This window comes from Pseudomonas wadenswilerensis (genome assembly GCF_900497695.1).
In the GTDB taxonomy this organism is placed as follows: Bacteria; Pseudomonadota; Gammaproteobacteria; order Pseudomonadales; family Pseudomonadaceae; genus Aquipseudomonas; species Aquipseudomonas wadenswilerensis.
The window spans coordinates 27,328-50,855 of record NZ_UIDD01000011.1 but is presented as its reverse complement, the minus strand read 5'-3'; the positions used below and the strand labels follow the sequence as shown (position 1 = coordinate 50,855).

Here is a 23,528-nt window from a genome sequence, read left to right as displayed (position 1 = left end):
CGTGGGTGCAGGCGGTTGATGGTCGTTTTAGTAGTCGATAGGGTCGCGCACGATCGGGCAGGTCATGCAGTGACCGCCGCCGCGGCCACGGCCCAGTTCGCCGGCGCTGATGGTGATGACTTCGACACCGGCCTTGCGCAGCAGGGTGTTGGTGTAGGTGTTGCGGTCGTAGCCGATGACTACGCCGGGCTCCAGCGCCACCACGTTGTTGCCGTCATCCCATTGCTCGCGTTCGGCGGCGAAGCTGTTGCCGCCGGTTTCCACCACGCGCAGCTGCTTGAGGTTGAGGGATTCGGCGACCACGTCGAGGAAGGTCTTGTTCTCGCGGCGCACGTCCATGCCGTACGGCTTGCTGCTGTCCGGACGAATGACGAACGGGACGATTTCCTTGACCACTTCCGGGAAGACCGTGACCAGGTCGCGGTCGCAGAAGCTGAACACGGTGTCCAGGTGCATCGCGGCGCGGGATTTCGGCAAGCCGGCCACTACGACCTTCTCGACCGCACCTTTGGCAAACAGCGATTGCGCCAGTTGACCGATGGCCTGGCGCGAGGTGCGCTCGCCCATGCCGATCAGGACCACGCCATTGCCGATCGGCATGACGTCGCCGCCTTCGAGGGTGGCCTTGCCGTGGTCATGATCCGGGTCGCCATACCAGACTTCAAAGTCGGCACCGCTGAACTCGGGGTGGAACTTGTAGATCGCGGTGGTCAGCAGGGTTTCCTGGCGTCGCGCCGGCCAGTACATCGGGTTGAGGGTCACGCCGCCGTAGATCCAGCAAGTGGTGTCGCGGGTGAACTGGGTGTTGGGCAGTGGGTCGAGCAGGAAGCTGGAGTGGCCCAGGTAGTCGCGGTACATCTTGATGACGCTGGCGCCTTCACTGTCGGGCAGGTCTTCACCGGCCACGCCGCCGATCAGGAACTCGGCCAGTTTGCGTGGCTCCAGGCCTTCGAGCCAGCTGCGCACTTCGTTGGTCAGGCCGACACCGACGGTGTCCGGGGTGATCTTGCGGTCGAGGATCCATTTCAGTGCTTCGGGGTTCTGCACGGTCTCGGTCAGCAGGTTGTGCATTTCCAGCACTTCGATGCCGCGTTCACGCATTTTGGTGACGAAGTCGAAGTGGTCGCGCTTGGCCTGGTTGACCCAGATGACGTCATCGAACAGCAGGTCGTCGCAGTTGCTCGGCGTCAGGCGCTGGTGCGCCAGGCCAGGGGAGCAGACCATCACTTTGCGCAGTTTGCCGGCTTCGGAATGTACGCCGTACTTAACTTTATCCGTGGACATGGTTCATTTCCTCCAAGTTGCGAAAACGGGTGGTTACAGAGTCAGGAAGCCGTCGTACAGGCCGTAGGCAGCCACCAGGGCGCCAAGGACCACGGCGGCGAAGATCAGCTTCTCCACGTTGGTAAAAATCGGTTGGCCGACCTCGCGCTTGGCCTTGGCGAACAGGATCACGCCAGGGGCATAGAGCAGGGCCGAAAGCAGCAGGTATTTGACGCCGCCGGCATACAGCAGCCAGACCGCGTAGAGCAGGGCGATGGCACCGATGACCAGGTCTTTCTTGCGTTCGGCCAGGGCCTGTTCGTAGGTTTCGCTGCGCAGCGCCAGCAGGAAGGCGTAGGCCGCCGACCACAGGTAAGGCACCAGGATCATCGAAGTGGCGAGGTAGATCAGCGACAGGTAGGTACTGGCCGAGAACAGGGTGATGACCAGGAAGATCTGCACCATGGCGTTGGTCAGCCACAGGGCGTTGGCCGGCACGTGGTTGGCGTTCTCGCGGCGCAGGAACTCCGGCATGGTGTGGTCTTTGGCGGCGGCGAACATGATCTCGGCGCACAGCAGCACCCACGACAGCAGGGCACCGAGCAGCGAGATGATCAGGCCGACGCTGATCAGCACCGCGCCCCAGTGACCGACCACGTGCTCAAGCACGGCGGCCATCGACGGGTTCTGCAGCTTGGCCAGTTCAGGCTGGGTCATGATGCCCAGCGACAGCACGTTGACCAGCACCAGGAACAGCAGCACGGTAATGAAGCCGATGACCGTGGCCTTACCCACGTCCGAGCGTTTTTCTGCCCGGGCCGAGAAGATGCTCGCGCCCTCGATGCCGATGAACACCCACACGGTGACCAGCATCATGTTGCGCACCTGGTTCATCACGCTGCCCAGGTCCGGGTTCATCGAACCCCAGATGTCAGCGGTGAAGATGTCCAGCTTGAAGGCGAACACGGCGATCAGCACGAACAACGCCAGCGGCACGACCTTGGCCACGGTGGTGACCAGGTTGATGAACGCCGCTTCCTTGATCCCGCGCAGCACGAGGAAATGCACGGCCCAGAGCAGCACCGAGGCGCCAATGACCGCTGCCGGGGTGTTGCCCTCGCCAAAGATCGGGAAGAAGTAGCCGAGGGTACTGAACAGCAACACGAAGTAGCCGACGTTGCCGAGCCAGGCGCTGATCCAGTAGCCCCAGGCCGAAGAAAAGCCCATGTAATCGCCGAAACCGGCCTTGGCGTAGGCGTACACCCCGCCGTCCAGGTCAGGCTTGCGATTGGCCAGGGTCTGGAACACGAAAGCCAGGGTCAGCATGCCGATGGCGGTGATGCCCCAGCCGATCAGAACAGCGCCTACATCGGCACTTGCGGCCATGTTTTGCGGCAACGAAAAGATCCCGCCGCCGATCATCGAGCCGACAACAAGTGCAACCAGCGCACCAAGTCGTAGTTTTCCGGGAGCGTCTGACATTGAATAACTCCGTACCAGGAGAAGAGATGACGCTAGAATAAATCCAGCGGCGAAGTCATTAGCTGATTCAGGTCAGTTCATGAGGACATTCCATTGAGATCAGTGACTGAAACAGCCTCCCGGAGTATGCCGATCGCAGTGCTGCAAGCCTTGTCCACTGGCACCTCCATGGCCTTTTAGAGCAATCGCTCTTGCGGGGCTGTGAGCATTGAAGCTAGTCCGTTTTGGGGGAATCGCAAATTTTTCCTGAGAAAATATCTTATTGGCTTGAACAAGCGGAAATAGTGCACAAAACTCCCTATTTAGTTCGTCAGGCATAGACGCACAAGTTATGAGCAGCGGAAGCTTAGTGGTTTAATACATATGAACGCTTACACTCTGCATATATTTAACTCAGGGTGTACCTCTGGCGTTACAAACACGAGACAGAAGGGGATCTGCATGTCCGAACCTGGACAGAAATTGCGCCTGGGTGCGTTGATCGCCTTGGTGGTCGGCTCGATGATCGGCGGTGGGATTTTTTCGCTGCCGCAAAACATGGCCGCACGTGCCGACGTCGGCGCGGTACTGATCGGCTGGGGGATCACAGCGGTGGGCATGCTGGCCCTGGCCTTCGTGTTCCAGACCCTGGCCAACCGCAAGCCGGAGCTGGACTCCGGGGTGTATGCCTATGCCAAGGCCGGGTTTGGCGAGTACATGGGCTTTTCTTCGGCCTGGGGCTACTGGATCAGCGCCTGGCTGGGCAACGTCGGCTACTTCGTGCTGCTGTTCAGCACCCTGGGTTTCTACTTTCCGGTGTTTGGCGAGGGCAACACGCCGATCGCCATCGCCTGCGCCTCGTTGCTGTTGTGGGCGGTGCATTTTCTGGTGTTGCGCGGGATCAAGGAGGCGGCGTTCATCAACCAGGTGACCACCGTGGCCAAGATCGTGCCGCTGGTGATGTTCATCGTCATCGCTGCCGTAGCCTTTCGCGCCGACATCTTTACCCGTGACATCTGGGGCTTGAGCAACCCGAAATTCGGTGGAGTGCTCGACCAGGTGCGCAACATGATGCTGGTGACCGTGTTCGTGTTTATCGGCATCGAGGGTGCGAGTGTCTACTCCGGACGGGCGGCGAAGCGTTCGGACGTCGGCAAGGCCACGGTGATCGGCTTTATTGGCGTGCTGGCCCTGCTGGTGCTGGTCAACGTGCTGTCGCTCGGGGTGATGACCCAGCCGGAACTGGCCGCCTTGCAGAATCCGTCGCTGGCTTCGGTGCTCGAGCATATCGTCGGGCCCTGGGGTGCCTTGCTGATCAGCATCGGCCTGGCGGTGTCGCTGTTGGGGGCTTTGCTGTCATGGGCCTTGCTGTGCGCCGAGATTCTCTTTGCCACGGCCCGCGACCAGACCATGCCGCGCTTTCTGGCCCGGGAAAACGCCAACCACGTGCCGGCCAATGCCTTGTGGCTGACCAACGTGATGATTCAGCTGTTCTTGCTGATCACGCTGTTTTCCGCCGGGACCTACACCAGCCTGATCTACCTGGCGTCGTCGATGATTTTGGTGCCATACCTGTGGTCGGCGGCCTATGCAGTGCTGTTGGCGGTACGTGGGGAATCGTATGAAGGGCATCCGGGAGCGCGGCGCAAGGACCTGGTGATTGCCGGCACCGCCCTGGTGTATGCGATCTGGCTGCTGTACGCCGGGGGGCTCAAGTACCTGTTGTTGTCGGCGCTGTTGTACGCGCCGGGGGTGATCCTGTTTGCCCGGGCCAAGCATGAGCAGGGGCAGGCGCTGTTTACCACCTGGGAGAAGCTGATCTTTGCCGCCGTTCTGGTGGGCGCGGGGTTGGCGGCTTATGGGTTGTACAGTGGGGTGTTGAGCCTTTAATCAGGGCTGCGGCGCAGCCCATCGCCGGCAAGGCCGGCTCCCACAGTAGATCGGTGTACAGCAAACTCTGTGGGCGCTGGCTTTGCCAGCGAGAGGCCCTCACATTCACCAACAGGCAGCAGCAGAACCCAGCTCACAAGCCCCTCGCTGCCAAACCAACGGCGCCCCTTCGACCAGCAGCGGCGCCTTCAGCCGCTGCGCCAGCCCCCAGGGCGTCTGCTCCAGCTGCGGGTTCAGGTCCGCTGCCGTCTCAGCCTGCAACGGCACATCCGCTGCCAGCGTCCCCTGATCGATCAACAGCTTTGCCGTGCGCGCCAGCGACAGGCGCAGGGTTGCCCCGCATCCGCTGCCCAGGCGTTCGCTGTAGGCCTTGATCGCCGCAGCCGCCATCAGGTACCCGGTGCCATGGTCCAATGCCTGCACCGGCAGCGGCACGGGCTTGTCGGCCTGTTGCCAGCGCATGCCTTCGCAAGCGATGCCGCAGCTCATCTGCACCAGGCTGTCGAAGCCCCGGCGCTGTTGCCAGGGGCCGCTCCAGCCGTAGGCGTTGAGGCTCACATCGATCAGTCCGGGGTTGAGCTGGCGGCGCTGTTCGCTGGCATACCCCAGTCGTTCGAGGGCGTCGGCGCGGTAACCATGCAGGAGAATATCGGCTTCACTGAGCAGGCGTTCAAACACCCGTCGATCATCCCCATCGTGCAAGTCCAGGCGCGCACAGCGTTTACCCAGGGTCACCTCGGCAACCACCGCCGGTTCCTCCCAGCCTGGCGGGTCGATCCGCAGTACCTCAGCGCCGAAGCCAGCCAGCAGGCGGCTGGCTGTGGGGCCGGCGAGGATGCGGGTCAGGTCCAGCACCTTGACCCCGGCCAGAGGTCGGACGGCGTTACCGCTCCAGCGTCTGCTTGTAAAGGCTGGAGCCAGTTGGCGGTGAATCAACGGCTCGGCATTCACTGCCAGGCCCTGAGGGTGGGCCGACCATTCGGACCAACTGCGCATGTGCGCGGCGCAACCGCCAGCGGTGACTATCGCGCTTTCCAGCTCGCTTGCGCGCCAGCGCGCAACCAGGTCGGCCATTTGTGCGCGGTCAGCCGCACGGCCCACTACCTTCTCGGCGGCGGCGCGATGATGAGCTGCGTTGGTATGCAGGCGAATCCAGCCATCCTCGGCGCGGTAGTCACCGGCAATCGGGTCCCACAAGGGCGGTGTGCTCCAGCCTTGCGGGCGCAGGCTGGTGGCGAACCAGAACGAGCTCAGGCGGCGGTCAACTTCAACGGCAGGCTGTTGCTCAAGCTGGCGCTGCAGCAGTTCGGCGATTGCCAGGCCACAGGCGGCAACGCTGCTGCTGGCAAGCGCGGTGACGGCGAAAGTCGAAGGCAGGGCGCCGTTGCCGCGAAAGCGCAGGGTATTGCGCAGTGCCGTTGGCAGCTGCAGTTCGGCGACAAGGGTGTCGAGTAGCGCGGTCATCAATGGCCCTCCAGCAGAAGGGCCATTGCAGACCATCAGCGGCGCCAGGTCAAACCCTGAACTGATCCATCAGGGCCATCTGCTGCGACGACAGGGTATTGAGCTGGCTGCTCACCTGGGCCGATTCGGCGGCCTGGCCGGTCAGGGTCTCGGTCACGCCACGGATCGCCGAGACGTTGCGGTTGACCTCTTCGGCCACCGCGCTTTGCTGCTCGGCGGCACTGGCGATCTGCAGGTTCATGTCGCTGATCACCGTTACCGCCTCGCTGATCTTGTCCAGCGCCTGCACCGCCTGGTGGATCTGCCCGGCGTTTTCCTGGGCTTTGCCGTGACTCGAATGCATGGTCGCCACCACCTCGCGGGTGTTGCTCTGGATGCGTTCGATCACCAGGCGGATCTCTTCGACCGAGTCCTGGGTACGGCGCGCCAGGTTGCGTACTTCGTCGGCCACCACGGCAAAACCACGGCCGCTTTCGCCGGCGCGGGCCGCTTCGATGGCGGCGTTGAGGGCCAGCAGGTTGGTCTGCTCGGCGATGCTGCGGATCACTTCAAGCACCGAGCCGATCTGCTCGCTGTTCTGCGCCAGGGTTTCCACTTCGCTCACGGCCTTGCTGACCTGTTCGGCGAGCACGGTAATGTCGCGGGTGCTGCGCTCGATGATCGCCATGCCGTCCTTGGCCGAGCGGTCGGCTCCGCGGGCGGCGTCGGCGGCACTGGCAGCGCTGTTGGCGACGTCGTGGGCGGTGGCGCTCATCTCGTTGGAGGCGGTGGCCACCTGGTCGATCTCGCGAAACTGCACCTGCATGCCTTCGCTGGTGCGCTGGGCAATCGCCGAGGACTGGTCGGCAGTGGCCCGGGCCTGGGTGATGCTCTGCTTGATCTGGGCGATGGTCGGCTGCAGCTTGTCGAGGAAACGGTTGAAGCCGCCGGTCAGCCGGCCGAGTTCGTCCTTGCGCGCATAGCGCAGGCGCTGGGTGAGGTCGCCGTCGCCGCTGGCGATGTCTTCGAGCATGCTGGCCACGCTGTTCAGCGGGCGGGTCACACCGGTAGCGGTCAGCCACATCAGCAACAGGCCGCCGAGACCGGCCAGGGTGGCGAACAGCACCACCTTGAGGGTGCCACTGGTGCGGGCGTCTTCGAGGGTGGCCTGGAGGCTGGTGGCGTCGGCCAGCAGTACCTGCTTGGGCAGGTCGATCAGAATGCCCCAGGGCTTGCTGTCGGCAATCGGTTGCACCGGGTTCACGGCGCGGATGGTCTCGCCTTGCTCAAGGATCAGCGGCTGATTGGCGGCCAGCTTTTGCAGCGCCGGCTGGCCGTCCTGGTCGATGCTCTTGCCGACCTTGCCGGCATCGTTGCTGTTGGCCGCCAGCAGGCCGCTGGGGGCGACGATCATCAAGCGCCCGGCGCCATTGAACAGCTCCTGCTGGGCTTTGGCGGCAGCGGCCTGAAGGGCATCGAGGGAAATATCAACGCCAGCCACGGCGATCACCTTGCCGTTGTGCAGCAAGGGCATGGTGATGCTGGTCATCAGCATCTGCTTGCCGCCGACGGTGTCGGAGTAGGGCTCGAGCAGGCAGGCGCGGGCGCTGTTGCGCGAGCAGGTGTACCAGACGTTGTACGGCGTGCCGCTGAGGTTGATTTCGGTCTTGTTCAGGTCGGCGTCGCTGATCACCGTATTCAAGGCCTGGCCCTGGGCGCGGCTCCAGTAGCTGGCGAAGCGGCCGCTCTCGTTGCTCAGGCGCTTGGCATCGTTGGCAAACGCGCTGTCGCCACCGTCCAGGCCTTCGGGCTCGAATGCCAGCCACACGCCCAGTACGTCGGGGTTGCGCTTGAAGCTGGTGGCCAGGCTCTGGTTGATCGCTTCACGCAGGTCGCCAGCGCTCAGGCCGCGATCGCGGGCCAATTGCTGCAGGTCCTGGACCTGGTCGGCGAGGGCGGTGATGACGGTCTGGCTGTCGCTGAAAGTACGCCGCAGCATCTCGGCCTTTTCGCCGGCGCGGGCCTGTAGCAGGGCCTGGACGTTGCGGGTGAGCATGGTGGTGCTGGCGTCGCCGACCAGTTCATCGCTCTGGTGCGATTGATACAGGTTGATACCGACGACGAGTGCGACCACGCCAAGCAGGCAGAGGCCGGAGAGCAGGACGATTTTCAGGCGGATCGAGAGCGTGTCGAACATGGACGTACTCGCTAAAAGGCAGGCCGGTAGAGGACCGAGCCACTGGGCGGGCTCGGTTCGCTACATCCTTTTAGCGATAACAGTTCATCGGCTTTATAGCCTTAGCCATGAGTGCGCGCCGATGAACGGTCGACGAGGCTCAAGGGCGCGGTTTCTGGCCGCGACCAGATCCACAGGTTGCCCAGTGTCATGCCGGCGATGGCGAGAAATACCGGCCAGCGATGCTCCAGAAACACCAGCATCACGCCGGCGCACAGCAGCATGCTGACAGTGGCGCTGACCTTGGCCCGGCGCTGGATTACCTTGCCGTTGCGCCAGTTGCTCAGGATCGGGCCAAACAGGCGATGGTTTTCCAGCCAGGCACTCAGGCGCGGCGAGCTGCGGGTGGCGGCCCAGGCGGCGAGGAGGATGAATTCGGTGGTGGGCAGGCCGGGAATAACGATGGCCACCAGGCCGATGCCCAGGCTGACGTAGGCCAGCAGGCCGAAGAGCAGGCGCGAGAGTTTTGAAGCGGCTGGGCGGGTCATGGGCTTGTCGGTGTGCACGGGCAAGGCCCGGTTACCACGAGGGTAACCGGGTACGGCGCATCAGGCCAGTTCGGCTTTAGGCGCAGTTGCGTAGGCGTGTTTGAGCAGCTCGGTGAAACGCTCGAAGGCGGCCACGGCGCCTTGCTCGGCCTTGGCTTCTTCTTCGGCGCTCAGTTCCAGGCCGTCGAGGATGCGGGTGAACTGCTTCCAGCCTTCGGCGCGGCCACCGGCCGGTTCGCCCAGGTGACGGGCACCGAAGCTGTCCGACAGGCCCAGGCCGACGGCACGCTTGATCAGGAACGCAGCGCCGAGCTTGGAACCTTCGGAAACGAAGATCCAGCCCATGGCTTCACCCAGGCTTGGGCGCTGCAGGGCGCCGGCAAAGTCGGCCGGGATCTCGGTGTTCAAGTCCGCCAGGTCCAGGCCGGCCTGTTCGGCGCGGCAGCGTGCGGCCAGGTCCGGGACGATGGCGATCAGTGCCGGGTCGGTGTACAGCGCCTTGAGCTCGGACTGGAACAGGTACTGGGCAACCACGAAGCGGGCGAAGCTCTCGCGGGTTTCGAACGGCGCGTGGGATTTGACCAGGGCGTCGAGTTCGGTGTGCGGGGCGTGGGTCAGCTGGTTCAAACGCTGCGAACGCAGGCTGGCGCGTTCGGTGGTGGTAGCGGCGGTCATGGTGATTCCTTGCGAAATGGGCGTGCCTGATGACTAGACGAATGAGAAGACGCGTGACAGTAAAAAAACCTCACCTCAAAGGCTTTTCACGGGGCAAGCCCGCTCCTGCAAAATCTGTAGGAGCGGGCTTGCCCCGCGCTGCGGTTCAGATATCCCAGACCAGGTTGATGGCGAAATTGCGGCCCGGCATGGTCAGGCGGTCGAGGTTGGCGGGGGCGGTTACCGCCGCTTCACCGAGGCCGTCGTAGCCGCGCACGTCATCCCACTGCCAGTACTTCTTGTCGGTCAGGTTGTAGAGGCCGGCGTTGACCGTGATGTCGTCGGTGACCTTGTAGAAACCGGTCAGGTCGAGCACACCGTAGCCCGGGGTGCGGAACTGCTTGCTGGTGCCGTCGGGGGCGAAGAAGGTGGTGTCGTCGACGCGGTTCTTGCGTTTGACCAGGGTCCAGCTCAGCAGCGCGCCGTATTGCTCCTGCTCGTAACCCAGGCCCATCACCGCGGTCAGCGGGTTGACGCTGTTGAGCGGCTGGCCGGTGTCGTCGTTGCGGCCATAGAGGTAGGCCAGCGAGCCCTGGGTATACAGGCCGTGCGGTGCGCCGAAGGCGTCGAGGTTCAGGCGGCCCTTGAACTCGGCACCCTTGATGGTGGCGTGCTTGATGTTGTTGGCTTCGAAGGTCTGGCCGAGGTTGCTGCCCTGCACCGCGTCTTCGTTGATGAAGTCGCGGTACTTGTTGTAGAACACCGCGACGGCGAAGTCACCGGCCTCGAAGTTGCCACGCAGGCCGGTCTCGTAGCTCTTGCTCTTTTCCGGCTCGAGGTTGGAGTTGCCGCGCACGCTGTAGCCCAGGCCCGGGTTCTCGAAGCGGCCGTACAACGCTTTGGCGGTCGGCGTACGGAAGCCTTCGGCGTACTGGCCGTACCAGGTGTAGTTGTCGTTGAAGGCGTAGGTCAGGCCGAACTTGGGCGAGACCCGATGCCATTTCTTGGCGTCGTCGTCGACCGGGTCGGTGGGGTTGGCGCCGACGCCACGCAGGAACTCGTCGGTCATGTGCGGGGTGAGCTTGGTGTAGTCGTAGCGCACGCCCGGCAGGAAGGTCCACTGGTTCCAGCGGATCTCGTCCTGGGCGAACAGGCTGTAGGTGTTGACGGTCGGATCGGGGAAGTCACTGACCAGCGCCTGGCTGTCACTGGTGCTGACCTGGCCGATGAAGCGGCAGCTGCCACCGACATTCAGGCAGGTGCCGGTGCCGCTGCGCGAGCCGGTGACCTTCTGGTGCTTGAGGGTGGTGCCGTAGGTCAGCAAGTGCTCGGTGGCGCCGACGCTGAAGGCTTTGTCCAGTTGTGCGTCGAACACCCACTGGCGGTCCTTGTAGGTGGTCTGGCGGTCACGGAACACCTGGCGACCCGAGGCGAAATAGAGCTCTTCGGTGCGCTGGTCGGTCTTGCCGATCTGGTAGTTCAGGCTCCACTTCATGTTGTCGGCCAGCACGCTGCCCAGGGCGAATTCGTGGTTGATGCCGAAACGCTCGCGGGTCACGGTATCGTTGCCGGTGCGGTCGCGGTACGCGTTCATCGCGCCGAAGCCCGGAATGAACGGCCCGCCCACGGCGCTCTTGAGCTTCAGGTCACGGTCGTCCTTGTAGTTTTCGTAAGTGAAGGCCAGGCGCGCGTCGTCGGCGTAGTTCCAGCCGGCCTTGGCGAGGATGTTGGTGGTGCGCACGTCTTCCGGGTTGGCGGCGGTGCGTGCCAGGCCGGTGCCGCCGTGGCTGCTGTAGGACTCGGTTTCATGGCCGTTGCGCTGGCTCAGGTGCAGCAGGCCGTCGAACTCGCCCTGGCGGCCGGCGACGGTGGCCGAGTTCAGCCAGCTTTCGTCTGCCGAGCTGTAGCCGGTCTTCAGGCGTGCGCCGACGTCCTGGCCAGGCTTGATGATGTCGTCGGGGTCGAGGGTGAAGTAGCTGACCGCGCCGCCAATGGCGTTGCTGCCGTACAGCACCGAAGCCGGACCACGGAGGATCTCCACGCGCTTGACGATCTCAGGGTCGACGTAGTTGCGCTGGGTCTGGGCGTAGGGGCCGAAGAAGAAACTGTCGGGGATCGACACGCCGTCGATCTGGGTCAGCACCCGCTCACCGTCGATACCGCGGATGTTGTAGCCGTTCAGGCCGCTGCGCTGGCCGGTGCCGCTGACCGAAACGCCAGGCTCGTAACGCACCAGTTCCTTGATGTTGTTGACGTTCTGGCGATCGAGCTGCTCGCGGGTCTGTACGCTGACGGTGCTCGGCACCTGGCTGATGTCCTGGGCGCTACGGGTGGCGCTGACGGTGATTTGCTGCAGGGCGATGGCCTTGCTGGCGCTGCGTTCGATCACCACGTTGCCGCTGTTGAGCGTGCGGTAGCTCAGGCCGGTGCCGGCCAGCAGGCGCTGCAGGGCCGCTTCCGGTTTCAGCGAGCCATGCACGCCCGGCGAGGCGACGCCCTCGGCAAGTTCCGCAGAGAAGCCCACTTGCCAGCCGGTCACCGCGGTAAAGGCGTTGAGCGCCGACACCAGCGGCTGCTGGTTGATGGCGAAGCGGTAGTCGCCCATGCGCGGGGCACTGGCCTGGGCCGGTTCCGCGGCCAACGCCGGCAGGCTGCAGGCGCCGCTGGCGAGCATGGCCAGGGTCAACAGGGAGAGCGTGCAACGCTGCAGGCCGGGGGTACGTGAAGTGGCTGAAGATCGACGAGTGAAACCAGTGGACATCGAAAGCGCTCCCTGTCGCGCGAATGTTATAGGTGCTGGCTGATTCAAAAATAAGAATCAGTTGCATTGGCTATAACGAGACGTAACAGCTTCAGGGATCGCGTAAAAAAACTTTTGCCTCAGTTGAGAATCACCAGCGCCGGGTACTCGTGCAACTGTGCCGAGGTGATGTGGGCCAGGGCACGCAAGGTTTCCAGGGGCTGGTCGAGGCGGTAGTTGCCGGTGACCGCGACGTTTGCCAGCTGCTCGTTGCCGTTGATGATCCAGCCGGGGTAGTAGCGGCGCAGTTCGGCCAGCACCTGGCTCAGCGGACAGTTCTCGAACACCAGGCGGCCCTGGACCCAGGCCAGGTCCTTTTGCGCATCCAGGCGTCCGCGCTGGCCGAAGCCATTGGGCCCGACGCTGATGCTGTCACCCGCCGACAGGCGAATGCGCTGGTCGCTGCTGGCCTGCAGGTCGACGTCGCCGCGTTGCACCCGAACCTGGGCTTCGCCGTTGAGGTAGCGCACGGCAAAATCGGTATCGCGCACACTGGCACGCAGCGGGCCGGCCTGCAGTTCCAGCGGTGGCTGGGCGCCGCCGGGAACCTCGAAGTAGGCCTCGCCCTGCAGCAGCCGGGCCACTTGGCGGTTGTCGCGCAGGTCGCTGGCAAACGCCGAATTGGTGTTGAGCAAGACCTTGGAACCGTCGTCCAGCTGTACCCGCTGGCGTTCACCCACTACGGTCAGATGATCGGCCTGCAGGCGCACCGGCAGGTTGCCTACGGTGAAAATCCCCACCAGCAGCACAGCGGCCGTAGCGAGGGGTTTCCAGTGTGGGCGGATACGTGAGCGCAGGCTGCGGCGCTGTACCTGATGCAGTTGCCCGGCGGCCTGGCGCAGGGGCGCGCCGTTCCAGACCGCCTCGGCCTCGACATAGGCGCGGGCATTGGCCGGGTCTGCCTCGAGCCAGGCTTCGAAGGCCTGGGTGTCTTGCTCTGACGCACATTGCAGGCGAATCAGCCAGTCCAGGGCCTGGTCCATGGCCCGGTCACTGGCGGCTTGGCCAGGCGGCGAGGGGCGAGGAGAGGGACTGTCGGTCACGGGTGGGTCCTTGGCGGGGCTGGCGCTTTTTTGCGAATGATCCGGGGTATCCATGGGGATGGCAAGGTTTTAGCTGCGATCCACGACGGGCTGTTTACTTCAGCCGGTCGGCTACCCCTACACAGATGGCCATGATCAGTTTCAGTTCCTTCTGAACCGTGCTTGCCGACACTTTCAGTTGTTCGGCGATTTCCAGGTAGCTGGCGCCATGCAGGCGGCTGAGGATGAAGATGCGCTGTTGGCGTTCGGTCAATTGCGCGAGGCTGACGCTCAGGCGCTTGAGCAGTTGTTCGGCGTGGGCGGCGTCTTCGGCACTGCTGCTGGGCGCAGCGACGTTGTGCAGGACTTGCTCGGGCACATCGTCGACCAGGTTGCGCGACTGCGCCCGGCGTGCGCGCAAGTGATCGAGGGCGAGGTTGCGCGCGGTCTGGAACACGAAAGGCTCGAGGTGCTCGATGGGCCGTTCGCCCAGGGCGCGGGTCACCCGCAGGTAGGTCTCCTGCAACAGGTCTTCGGCAGTACTGGGGTTATCCACCATGCGCTGCAGCGTACGCAGCAGGCTGACCCGCTGCGCGAGGAAAACGGCGTTGAACTGGGACTGACTCACAGCGGTACCCGACCATGGCGTGGCGAATGATAATGCTTATCATCAGCGCGTTGGTCAAGTACTGCCTCCGCTCCTGCAAGGGATGGTCCTAGCGGGCGTTGTGCAGCGCCAGGCAGTTATCCAGCATGCGGTTGGAGAAGCCCCATTCGTTGTCGTACCAGGCCATCACCTTGAGCATGCGCCCGTTGGCCCGGGTATGGTTGGCATCGAAAATCGACGACAACGGGTTGTGGTTGAAGTCGCAGGACACCAGCGGCAGGCTGTTGTAGCCGAGCACCTTGGAATGCCGGCTGGCTTCCTTGAACAGCGCGTTGACGGCCTCGGCCGTGGCCTCGCGCTCAAGGTTGACGGTGAGGTCGACCAGCGACACGTTGATCACCGGCACCCGCACGGCCATGCCGGTGAGCTTGCCGGCCAGTTCCGGCAGCACCAGGCCCACGGCTTCGGCGGCGCCGGTCTTGCTCGGGATCATCGACTGGGTCGCCGAACGGGCGCGGAACGGGTCGCTGTGGTAGACGTCGGTAAGGTTCTGGTCGTTGGTGTAGGCATGAATGGTGGTCATCAGCCCCTGCTCGATGCCGAACTCGCGGTGCAGCACCTGGGCCAGCGGCGCCAGGCAGTTGGTGGTGCACGAAGCGCTGGAGATGATCTGGTGCGAGGGGCGCAGGATGTCATGGTTGACCCCGTACACCACGGTGGCATCAGCCCCCTTGGCCGGCGCCGAGATAATGACTTTGCCGGCCCCGGCAGTAAGATGGGCGGCGGCCTTGGCGCGCTCGGTGAACAAACCGGTGCACTCGAACACCACATCGATGGCTTCGGCTTTCCATGGCAGCTCCGCCGGGTTGCGGATGGCGCTGACGGCGATGCGGTCGCCGTTGACGGTAATGCTCTCGTGATCGGATTCAACCGTGGCAGCGAAGCTGCCGTGGACGCTGTCGTATTTGAGCAGATGGGCATTGATCGCGCTGTCGCCCAGGTCGTTGATGGCGACGACCTGCAGATCCTGACGGTAGCCTTGGGTATAGAGTGCGCGAAGGATGTTGCGGCCGATGCGGCCAAAGCCATTGATTGCGATACGAAGGGTCATGGAGCTACCTCTGGGAGACCGGGTGAAGCCCGTGGCAATTGAAGTTTTGCTTCACTGCATCTGATTTTGTTGTTGGAATTACAAGATTATTCGTAAAAAAATAGAAAACAAGCCTTTTTGCTGGCAATATTTTATTCAATCTACAACGAGCGATCGGCCAAGCCGTTCCTCCCGCAACGCATCGCCCCTGCCATTGAGCCTAGGCCGCGATCGTTGATAAGGGAAACCGCCGCAGAGGTCGCAACCACCGATAGCCTGGAGTCCAGTACATGCATCCGCGCATTCTTGAGGTCACCCAACGGCTGATCGCCCGCAGTCGCCCCACCCGTGAACGCTACCTTGAGCTGATTCGCGGGGCCGCCAGCGACGGGCCGATGCGTGCCAAGCTGCAGTGCGCCAACTTCGCTCACGGTGTCGCCGGCTGCGGCAGCCAGGACAAGCAAAGCCTGCGGATGATGAACGCGGCCAACGTCGCCATCGTCTCCGCCTACAACGACATGCTCTCGGCGCACCAGCCCTACGAGCATTACCCCGAACAGATCAAGCAGGCGCTGCGCGAAATCGGCTCGGTCGGCCAGTTCGCCGGCGGTGTGCCGGCCATGTGCGACGGCGTCACCCAGGGTGAACCCGGTATGGAACTGGGCATCGCCAGCCGCGAAGTGATCGCCATGTCCACCGCCATCGCCCTGTCACACAACATGTTCGATGCGGCGCTGATGCTCGGCATCTGCGACAAGATCGTCCCCGGCCTGCTGATGGGCGCGTTGCGCTTCGGCCATCTGCCAACGCTGTTCGTGCCGGGTGGGCCGATGCCGTCGGGCATCTCCAACAAGGAGAAAGCCGATGTGCGCCAGCGTTACGCCGAAGGCAAGGCCAGTCGCGAAGAGCTGCTGGAGTCGGAGATGAAGTCCTACCACAGCCCCGGTACTTGCACCTTCTACGGCACTGCCAATACCAACCAGCTGCTGATGGAAGTGATGGGCCTGCACCTGCCGGGCGCCTCTTTCGTCAACCCGTATACGCCGCTGCGCGATGCCCTGACTGTCGAGGCTGCGCAGCAGGTCACGCGCATGACCAAGGCCAGTGGCACCTTCATGCCGCTGGGTGAGATTGTCGACGAGAAATCCCTGGTCAACTCCATCGTTGCCCTGCACGCCACCGGCGGCTCGACCAACCACACCCTGCACATGCCGGCGATTGCCCAGGCCGCCGGCATCCAGCTGACCTGGCAGGACATGGCCGAGCTCTCGGAAGTGGTGCCGACCCTGTCCCACGTCTATCCGAACGGCAAGGCCGACATCAACCACTTCCAGGCTGCCGGCGGCATGGCCTTCCTGATTCGCGAACTGCTCGATGCCGGTTTGCTCCACGAAGACGTCAACACCGTCGCCGGCCATGGCCTGCGTCGCTACACCCAGGAGCCGTTCCTTGAGGCCGGCAAACTGGTCTGGCGCGAAGGCCCGAAGGCCAGCCTTGATGAGGCGATCCTGCGCCCAGTGGCACGGGCGTTCTCGCCCGAAGGCGGTCTGCGGGTCATGGAAGGCAACCTCGGTCGCGGGGTGATGAAGGTGTCCGCAGTAGCCCCCGAGCATCAGGTGGTCGAAGCCCCGGCACTGGTGTTCCATGACCAGCAGGCGCTGGCCGATGCCTTCCAGGCCGGCGAGCTGGAGCGTGATTTCGTTGCGGTAATGCGCTTCCAGGGGCCGCGCTGCAACGGCATGCCCGAGCTGCACAAGATGACCCCGTTCCTTGGCGTGTTGCAGGACCGTGGCTTCAAGGTCGCACTGGTAACCGACGGGCGTATGTCCGGTGCTTCAGGGAAAATCCCCGCGGCCATTCATGTCTGCCCCGAAGCCTTCGATGGCGGCCCGCTGGCGCGCCTGCGCGATGGCGATATCGTCCGGGTCGACGGCGTGGCGGGTACCCTGACGGTGAAACTCAGTGCAGCCGAGCTGGCCGATCGAGAACTGCCCGCACCACCGACCGGCAACGACCTGGGTTGCGGCCGCGAGCTGTTCGGCTTCCTGCGTACCGCCCTGAGCCCGGCAGAGAAAGGCGCCAGCGCCTTCACCTCGGCCCTGGAGACACTCAAATGAAGCGCGCACTGGTCGGCGATATCGGCGGCACCAATGCACGCTTCGCCCTCTGGGAAGACAACCGCATGCACGCGGTGCAGGTCTTTGCCACGGCGGACTACACCAGCCCGGAACAGGCCATTGGCGCTTACCTGGCTGACCAGGGCCTGGCCCGCGGCGAGCTGGGCGCGGTGTGCCTGGCGGTGGCCGGGCCGGTCGACGGTGATGAGTTTCGCTTTACCAACAACCACTGGCGGCTCAGCCGCCAGGCGTTCTGCAAAACCTTGCAGGTCGAGCAGTTGCTGCTGATCAACGACTTCACCGCCATGGCCCTGGGCATGACCCGCTTGCAGGCGGACGAGTACCGTACCGTCTGCGCAGGCACGCCTGATGCCAGCCGCCCGGCGCTGGTGATCGGCCCGGGCACCGGCCTTGGCGTCGGCACCTTGCTCAACCTGGGTGAGGACCGCTGGATGGCTTTGCCGGGCGAGGGCGGGCATGTCGACCTGCCGGTGGGCAATGCCCGCGAAGCGCAGATCCGCCAGCAGATCGAAAGCGAAATCGGCCATGTCAGCGCCGAAACCGTCCTCAGCGGCGGCGGCCTGCTGCGCTTGTACCAGGCCATCTGTGCCCTGGATGGTCAGCCTGCGCCGCTGCAAAGTCCGGCGGCGATCACCGACGCGGCGCTGGCCGGTGAGCCCGTTGCCCTGGCGGTGATCGAGCAGTTCTGCCGCTTCCTGGGCCGGGTGGCGGGCAACAACGTCCTGACCCTCGGCGGGCGTGGCGGGGTGTTTATCGTCGGCGGCATCGTTCCACGCTTTGCCGAGCTGTTCCTGCGCAGCGGCTTTGGCGCCAGCTTTGCCGACAAGGGCTGCATGAGTGGCTACTTCAAGGATCTCCCGGTATGGTTGGTGACCGCCGAATTCTCCGGCTTGCTCGGGGCCGGCGTGGCGCTGCAACAAGCCGGCTGAGGTGTAGGCGCGGGCTTGCCCCGCGAAGCACTCACCCTGTTCAACAAGGAGTGATGCGTGAGCAAGTCGATATTGATGGTCGACGACGACCAGGACATTCGTGAACTGCTGCAGACCTACCTGAGCCGCGCCGGTTTCAGCGTCCAGGCGGTGGCCGACGGGCGCGGCTTTCGCCAGGCCCTGGACGCCAGCGACTGCGACCTGGTGATCCTCGACGTGATGTTGCCCGACGAAGACGGTTTCAGCCTGTGTCGCTGGGTGCGCCAGCATCCGCGCCTGGCCCAGGTGCCGATCATCATGCTCACCGCCAGCTCCGACGAAGCCGACCGGGTCATCGGCCTGGAACTGGGCGCCGATGATTACCTGGGCAAACCCTTCAGCCCGCGCGAACTGCAGGCGCGGATCAAGGCGCTGCTGCGCCGTGCCGGTTTTGGCCAGGAGCGCAGTGGCTGTGATGTGCTGGCCTTCGATGACTGGCGCCTGGATACCATCAGCCACCGCTTGTTCCACCGCGATGGTGAAGAGGTGATTCTCTCCGGTGCCGACTTCGCCTTGCTCAAGCTGTTCCTCGATCACCCGCAACAGATCCTCGACCGCGACACCATCGGCAACGCCACCCGTGGCCGTGAGCCGATGCCGCTGGACCGCATTGTCGACATGGCGGTCAGCCGCCTGCGCCAACGCCTGCGCGACACCGAAAAACCGCCACGGTTGATCCGTACCGTACGCGGCAGTGGCTACCTGCTGGCGGCCAGCGTTGCGCCCGCGCACTGAAGGGCGCTGGCGCCTGCCGCTGCCACGCTCGCTGCTGGGGCGCATGCTGCTGTTGACCTTGCTGGTGGTGTTGCTGGCCCAGGGGCTGTCGAGTGTGATCTGGTTGTCGCAATTGCGTGCCAGCCAGATGGAAGGCCTGGTCGCCAGCGCGCGCAGCCTGGCCCATTCGATGAGTGCCAGCGTCAGTTATTTTCGCTCCCTGCCGGTGGCTTACCGGCCGATGGTGCTCGACCAGTTGCGTAGCATGGGCGGTACCCGCTTCGTCGTTTCGCTCAACGACAAACCGCTGGGCATGCAGGTGCTGCCGGCCACGCCGCGCAAGGAGGCGGTGATCGACGCCGTCGCTGATGTGCTGCACCAGCGCCTCGGCGCGCAGCTGGAAATTTCCATCCAGTTTGTCAGCCCGCAGGATTTGCGGATCTTCAACAGCGGCCTGAAGCTCGATGAGCTGCCGCGTTCCTGGGCCCACTATGCGCTGACCCTGGAGCCGATCAACCCGCCGGTGCTGGTGACCCAGATTCGCCTCGCTGAAGGCGAGTGGCTGTACATCGCCTCGCTGCTGCCCGAGCCCTACACCAGCCTCGAAGAGCAGGGCCTGCCCAGCCAGCAGTTGTGGTTCATCGTGCTGACCAGTTCGTTCCTGCTGCTGTTCATCGGTCTGCTGGTGCACTGGCAGAGCCGCCCGCTCAAGCGCCTGGCCCTGGCCGCACGGGAGATGTCGCTGGGGGCCGACGTCGAGCCGGTGACCGAAGGCGGTGGCAGTGAAGTGGAGGAGGTGGGCCGGGCCTTCAACGCCATGCGCGAGCGCATCAGCCGCTACCTGACCGAACGCAGCCAGTTGTTCAGCGCCATCTCCCACGACCTGCGCACGCCGATCACGCGCTTGCGCCTGCGTGTCGAGTTGCTTGATGACGAGCAGTTGCAGGCCAAGTTCGGCCGCGACCTGGACGAGCTGGAGATGCTGGTCAAGGGCGCGCTGCAATGTGTGAAGGACACCGACATCCACGAGAACATCGAGCGTATCGACCTCAACCAGGTGCTCGAATGCCTGGTCGAACCGTACCTGGGCAGTGGCCAGATCACCCTCGAAGGTCGCGCCCAGGCGCCTTATCCCGGCAAGCCACTGGCGCTCAAGCGCTGCATTGGCAACTTGATCGACAACGCTCTGAAATACGGCGAGCGCGCCCACCTGCGCATCCTCGACAGTGACATTGGCTTTGTCTTGCAGGTCGATGACGAGGGCCCGGGCGTGCCCGAGCAACGTCAGGAGCAGGTGTTCGAGCCGCATTTTCGCCTGGCCGGACAGCAGCAGGGCTACGGCCTGGGCCTGGGTATCGCGCGCAATATCGCCCACAGCCACGGCGGCGAGGTGAGCCTGCGCAACCTGCGTGAGGGCGGCTTGCGGGTGACCTTGAGCCTGCCGCGCAGCGTTGACTGAAATTCTGCCTGGGCGAATGTCACCAGCTGGTGACATTCGCGCATCCCTTCGTTACCTCCGGCCCGGGTGCCGTTGGTTAGACTCCAATGCAAGCGCAAGCACCACGACTTGCACCTGCATAACAACAAGAAAAGGTTCCTCTCGATGAATGCGATCAATCGCCTCGCCGCTGTCATTTCCCTCGCCTCCTTGTTGCCCCTGAGTGCTGTTGCTGCCGCTAACGGCATGGTCGAAGTCACTCACTGGTGGACCTCCGGAGGCGAAGCCGCGGCGGTGAAAACCCTCAAGGAACAAGTCGAGAAAGACGGTTTCACCTGGAAGGACAACGCCGTCGCCGGTGGCGGTGGCGCAGCGGCCATGACCGTACTGAAGAGCCGCGCAGTGGCCGGTAACCCGCCAGGCGCCGCCCAGATCAAGGGGCCGGACATCCAGGAGTGGGGTGCGCTGGGCCTGCTCACCGAACTCGACGATGTCTCCAGAGCCAACAACTGGGACGCCCTGCTGCCAAAGAAAGTCGCCCAGATCATGCAGTACGACGGCCACTATGTAGCGGTGCCGGTGAACATCCACCGGGTCAACTGGCTGTGGATCAACCCGCAGGTGTTCGACAAGGCCGGGGCCAAGGTGCCGACCACCCTCGATGAACTGTTCGCCGCCGCCGACAAGCTCAAGGCGGCCGGTTTCATCCCGCTCGCCCATGGCGGCCAGCCGTGGCAGGACAGCACCGTTTTCGAAGACCTGGTGCTGAGCATCCTCGGGCCCCAGGGCTATCACAAAGCCTTCGTCGAACTGGATGAAGACACCCTGACTGGCGCGCAGATGGTCAAGGTGTTCGAAACCCTCAAGCGCCTGGGCACTTACATGGATCCCAACCGCGCCGGGCGCGACTGGAACATTGCTGCCGCCGAAGTCATCAATGGCAAGGCCGGCATGCAGATCATGGGCGACTGGGCCAAGAGCGAATGGACCGCCGCCGGCAAAGTGGCAGGCAAGGACTACCAGTGCGTGGCCTTCCCCGGCACCCAGGGCAGTTTCGCCTACAACATCGATTCGCTGGCGATGTTCAAGCTCAAGAACGAGAACGACATCAAGGCCCAGAACGACTTGGCCAAGGTCGCCCTGGAACCGCGGTTCCAGACCGTGTTCAACCAGAACAAGGGCTCCTTGCCGGTGCGCCAGGACATGGACATGAGCCAGTTCGACGCCTGCACGCAGAAGTCGGCGGTGGACTTCAAGGAAGCGGAGAAGGGTGACGGCCTGCAACCGAGCATGGCCCACAACATGGCGACCTCGCTGGCGGTGCAGGGGGCGATCTTCGATGTCGTCACCAACTTCTTCAACGACCCGAAAGCCGATCCGGCAACGGCGGTCAAGCAGCTGAATTCGGCGATCAAGTCGGCCAAGTGATGGTGTAGGCAACGACTCTGCGGGGCTTCATCGCTGGCAAGCCAGCTCCCACAGGGTCGGTGCATGCAGTCCATTGTGGGAGCTGGCTTGCCAGCGATGCGGTGCGCAGCGCCGCCCTTCAACCGAGACTTTCTGATGAGCACTGTTGCCACAATCAACAAGGCCTCACCCCTGGACGCCCTGCAGCGCTGGTTACCGAAACTGGTACTGGCGCCGAGCATGTTGATCGTCCTGGTGGGTTTTTACGGCTACATCCTCTGGACCTTCGTCCTGTCCTTCACCAACTCAAGCTTCATGCCCAGCTACAAGTGGGTGGGCCTGGCGCAATATGCACGGCTGATGGAGAACGACCGCTGGTGGGTGGCGAGCAAGAACCTGCTGCTGTTCGGCGGCATGTTCATCGCCATCAGCCTGGTGATCGGCGTGCTGCTGGCGATTTTGCTCGACCAGCGCATCCGCCGCGAAGGGTTCATTCGCACTATTTACCTGTACCCCATGGCGCTGTCGATGATCGTCACCGGCACCGCCTGGAAGTGGCTGCTCAACCCCGGCCTGGGCCTGGACAAGATGCTTCGCGACTGGGGCTGGGAAGGTTTTCGCCTGGACTGGCTGGTGGACCCCGACCGGGTTGTCTACTGCCTGGTGATCGCCGCCGTGTGGCAGGCCTCGGGCTTTGTCATGGCGCTGTTCCTGGCCGGCCTGCGCGGCGTCGATCAGTCGATCATCCGTGCCGCGCAAGTCGATGGCGCCAGCCTGCCGAGCATCTACCTGCGCATCGTCTTGCCAAGTTTGCGCCCGGTGTTTTTCAGCGCACTGATGATCCTTGCGCACATCGCGATCAAGAGCTTCGACCTGGTCGCGGCCATGACTGCGGGCGGCCCGGGCTATGCCTCTGACCTGCCGGCGATGTTCATGTATTCCTTCACCTTCAGCCGTGGGCAGATGGGCATGGGCTCGGCCAGCGCGATCCTGATGCTCGGCGCGATCCTGTCGATCCTGGTGCCGTACCTGTATTCGGAACTGAGGAACAAACGCCATGACTAGGTCCCTCGCTCCCCGCTCGTTGAGCTTCAGCCGCCTGGCCATCTACTCGACCCTGATCCTGGCCTGTGCGTTGTACCTGATCCCGCTGATCGTGATGCTGCTGACCAGCTTCAAGTCGCCGGAAGACATCCGTACCGGCAACCTGCTGAGCTGGCCCGAGGTGATCACCGGCATCGGCTGGATCAAGGCCTGGGACACGGTCGGCGGCTACTTCTGGAACTCGGTGAAGATCACCGTGCCGGCGGTGGTGATCTCGACCCTGCTCGGTGCGCTCAACGGCTATGTGCTGTCGATGTGGCGTTTCAGGGGGTCGCAGCTGTTCTTCGGCCTGCTCTTGTTCGGCTGCTTCCTGCCGTTCCAGACCGTGCTGCTGCCGGCCTCGTTCACCCTCGGCAAGCTTGGCCTGGCCAGCACCACCAGCGGCCTGGTGCTGGTGCATATCGTCTACGGCCTGGCCTTCACCACGCTGTTTTTCCGCAACTACTACTGCAGCGTGCCGGAGGCTCTGGTGCGGGCGGCGCGGCTCGATGGCGCGGGTTTTTTCACCATCTTCGGGCGCATCCTGCTGCCGATGTCGGTGCCGATCATCATGGTCTGCCTGATCTGGCAGTTCACCCAGATCTGGAACGACTTTCTCTTCGGCGTGGTGTTCGCCAGCGGCGATGCGCAACCGATCACCGTGGCCCTGAACAACCTGGTCAACACCAGCACCGGGGTCAAGGAATACAACGTCGACATGGCGGCGGCGATGATCGCCGGGTTACCGACCCTGTTGGTCTATGTGCTGGCTGGCAAGTATTTCCTGCGCGGGCTCACGGCCGGCGCGGTCAAGGGGTAAACAACA

18 protein-coding genes and 1 pseudogene are annotated in these 23,528 nt (G+C 63.8%); 8 read left to right on the top strand and 11 right to left on the bottom strand.

Annotated elements, in window-relative coordinates:
• Positions 1–27: 27 nt before the first annotated feature.
• Both arcA and arcD (CCOS864_RS23000) read right to left on the bottom strand, forming a co-directional pair.
• Positions 28–1,284, bottom strand: a complete 1,257-nt coding sequence (arcA, locus tag CCOS864_RS23005) for an arginine deiminase (protein WP_115088556.1) — start codon at positions 1,282–1,284, stop codon at positions 28–30.
• Between the two features lie 33 nt (positions 1,285–1,317).
• Positions 1,318–2,745 carry an arginine-ornithine antiporter gene (gene arcD / locus CCOS864_RS23000; RefSeq protein WP_115088555.1) on the bottom strand — a complete coding sequence of 476 codons (1,428 nt, stop codon included), beginning with the start codon at positions 2,743–2,745 and terminating at the stop codon, positions 1,318–1,320.
• Between the two features lie 441 nt (positions 2,746–3,186).
• On the opposite strand from arcD (CCOS864_RS23000), the gene arcD (CCOS864_RS22995) reads away from it, so the two are divergent.
• Complete coding sequence (gene arcD, locus CCOS864_RS22995; RefSeq protein WP_115088554.1) at positions 3,187–4,614, top strand: arginine-ornithine antiporter; 1,428 nt, start codon at positions 3,187–3,189, stop codon at positions 4,612–4,614.
• Between the two features lie 105 nt (positions 4,615–4,719).
• Here the strand turns inward: arcD (CCOS864_RS22995) and CCOS864_RS22990 are convergent, their stop codons facing one another.
• From CCOS864_RS22990 to gap, 9 genes and pseudogenes are all read right to left on the bottom strand, one after another.
• Positions 4,720–6,078, bottom strand: coding sequence for a CoA transferase (locus tag CCOS864_RS22990; protein ID WP_115088553.1), 1,359 nt, complete (start codon positions 6,076–6,078; stop codon positions 4,720–4,722).
• 49 nt (positions 6,079–6,127) lie between these two features.
• Positions 6,128–6,883 (bottom strand): methyl-accepting chemotaxis protein, encoded by a 756-nt coding sequence (locus CCOS864_RS28815; protein ID WP_415842535.1) that lies wholly within the window; start codon positions 6,881–6,883, stop codon positions 6,128–6,130.
• A 102-nt stretch (positions 6,884–6,985) separates the two neighbouring features.
• Positions 6,986–8,056 (bottom strand): annotated as a pseudogene (locus CCOS864_RS28810) (PDC sensor domain-containing protein); the annotation flags it as partial.
• A 299-nt stretch (positions 8,057–8,355) separates the two neighbouring features.
• Entirely contained in the window at positions 8,356–8,781 is a 426-nt protein-coding gene (locus CCOS864_RS22980; protein ID WP_115088882.1) for a YbaN family protein, read from the bottom strand.
• A gap of 60 nt (positions 8,782–8,841) precedes the next feature.
• A complete protein-coding gene (locus tag CCOS864_RS22975) occupies positions 8,842–9,456 on the bottom strand; it encodes a biliverdin-producing heme oxygenase (protein WP_115088551.1) in 615 nt (204 codons plus the stop codon).
• A gap of 145 nt (positions 9,457–9,601) precedes the next feature.
• Positions 9,602–12,196: a TonB-dependent receptor gene (locus tag CCOS864_RS22970; protein WP_115088550.1), complete on the bottom strand. Its 2,595-nt coding sequence runs from the start codon at positions 12,194–12,196 to the stop codon at positions 9,602–9,604.
• Positions 12,197–12,315: 119 nt separating this feature from the next.
• Positions 12,316–13,278, bottom strand: coding sequence for a FecR family protein (locus CCOS864_RS22965; RefSeq protein ID WP_115088880.1), 963 nt, complete (start codon positions 13,276–13,278; stop codon positions 12,316–12,318).
• A 94-nt stretch (positions 13,279–13,372) separates the two neighbouring features.
• A complete protein-coding gene (locus tag CCOS864_RS22960) occupies positions 13,373–13,885 on the bottom strand; it encodes an RNA polymerase sigma factor (protein WP_115088549.1) in 513 nt (170 codons plus the stop codon).
• An 88-nt stretch (positions 13,886–13,973) separates the two neighbouring features.
• Positions 13,974–14,975: a type I glyceraldehyde-3-phosphate dehydrogenase gene (gene gap, locus CCOS864_RS22955; protein WP_115088548.1), complete on the bottom strand. Its 1,002-nt coding sequence runs from the start codon at positions 14,973–14,975 to the stop codon at positions 13,974–13,976.
• A 269-nt stretch (positions 14,976–15,244) separates the two neighbouring features.
• Between gap and edd the strand changes: the two genes are divergently transcribed.
• The 7 genes from edd (at position 15,245) to CCOS864_RS22920 (ending at position 23,522) form a co-directional block, all read left to right on the top strand.
• Positions 15,245–17,071 (top strand): phosphogluconate dehydratase, encoded by a 1,827-nt coding sequence (gene edd / locus CCOS864_RS22950; protein ID WP_115088547.1) that lies wholly within the window; start codon positions 15,245–15,247, stop codon positions 17,069–17,071.
• Positions 17,068–18,021, top strand: coding sequence for a glucokinase (locus CCOS864_RS22945; RefSeq protein WP_115088546.1), 954 nt, complete (start codon positions 17,068–17,070; stop codon positions 18,019–18,021). Before edd ends, CCOS864_RS22945 begins: the two co-directional genes overlap by 4 nt.
• Positions 18,022–18,096: 75 nt before the next feature.
• Positions 18,097–18,795, top strand: a complete 699-nt coding sequence (locus CCOS864_RS22940; protein ID WP_115088878.1) for a response regulator — start codon at positions 18,097–18,099, stop codon at positions 18,793–18,795.
• A gap of 43 nt (positions 18,796–18,838) precedes the next feature.
• Complete coding sequence (locus tag CCOS864_RS22935; protein ID WP_275670891.1) at positions 18,839–20,233, top strand: ATP-binding protein; 1,395 nt, start codon at positions 18,839–18,841, stop codon at positions 20,231–20,233.
• A gap of 144 nt (positions 20,234–20,377) precedes the next feature.
• On the top strand, positions 20,378–21,640 hold the full coding sequence (locus tag CCOS864_RS22930) for an ABC transporter substrate-binding protein (RefSeq protein ID WP_115088544.1): 1,263 nt from the start codon (positions 20,378–20,380) through the stop codon (positions 21,638–21,640).
• 135 nt (positions 21,641–21,775) lie between these two features.
• Positions 21,776–22,684, top strand: a complete 909-nt coding sequence (locus tag CCOS864_RS22925; protein ID WP_115088543.1) for a carbohydrate ABC transporter permease — start codon at positions 21,776–21,778, stop codon at positions 22,682–22,684.
• The gene (locus CCOS864_RS22920) at positions 22,677–23,522 is read left to right on the top strand and encodes a carbohydrate ABC transporter permease (protein WP_115088542.1); all 846 of its coding nucleotides are present in this window, start codon (positions 22,677–22,679) and stop codon (positions 23,520–23,522) included. The genes CCOS864_RS22925 and CCOS864_RS22920 overlap by 8 nt, the downstream gene beginning before the upstream one ends.
• The last annotated feature ends 6 nt before the right edge of the window (positions 23,523–23,528 follow it).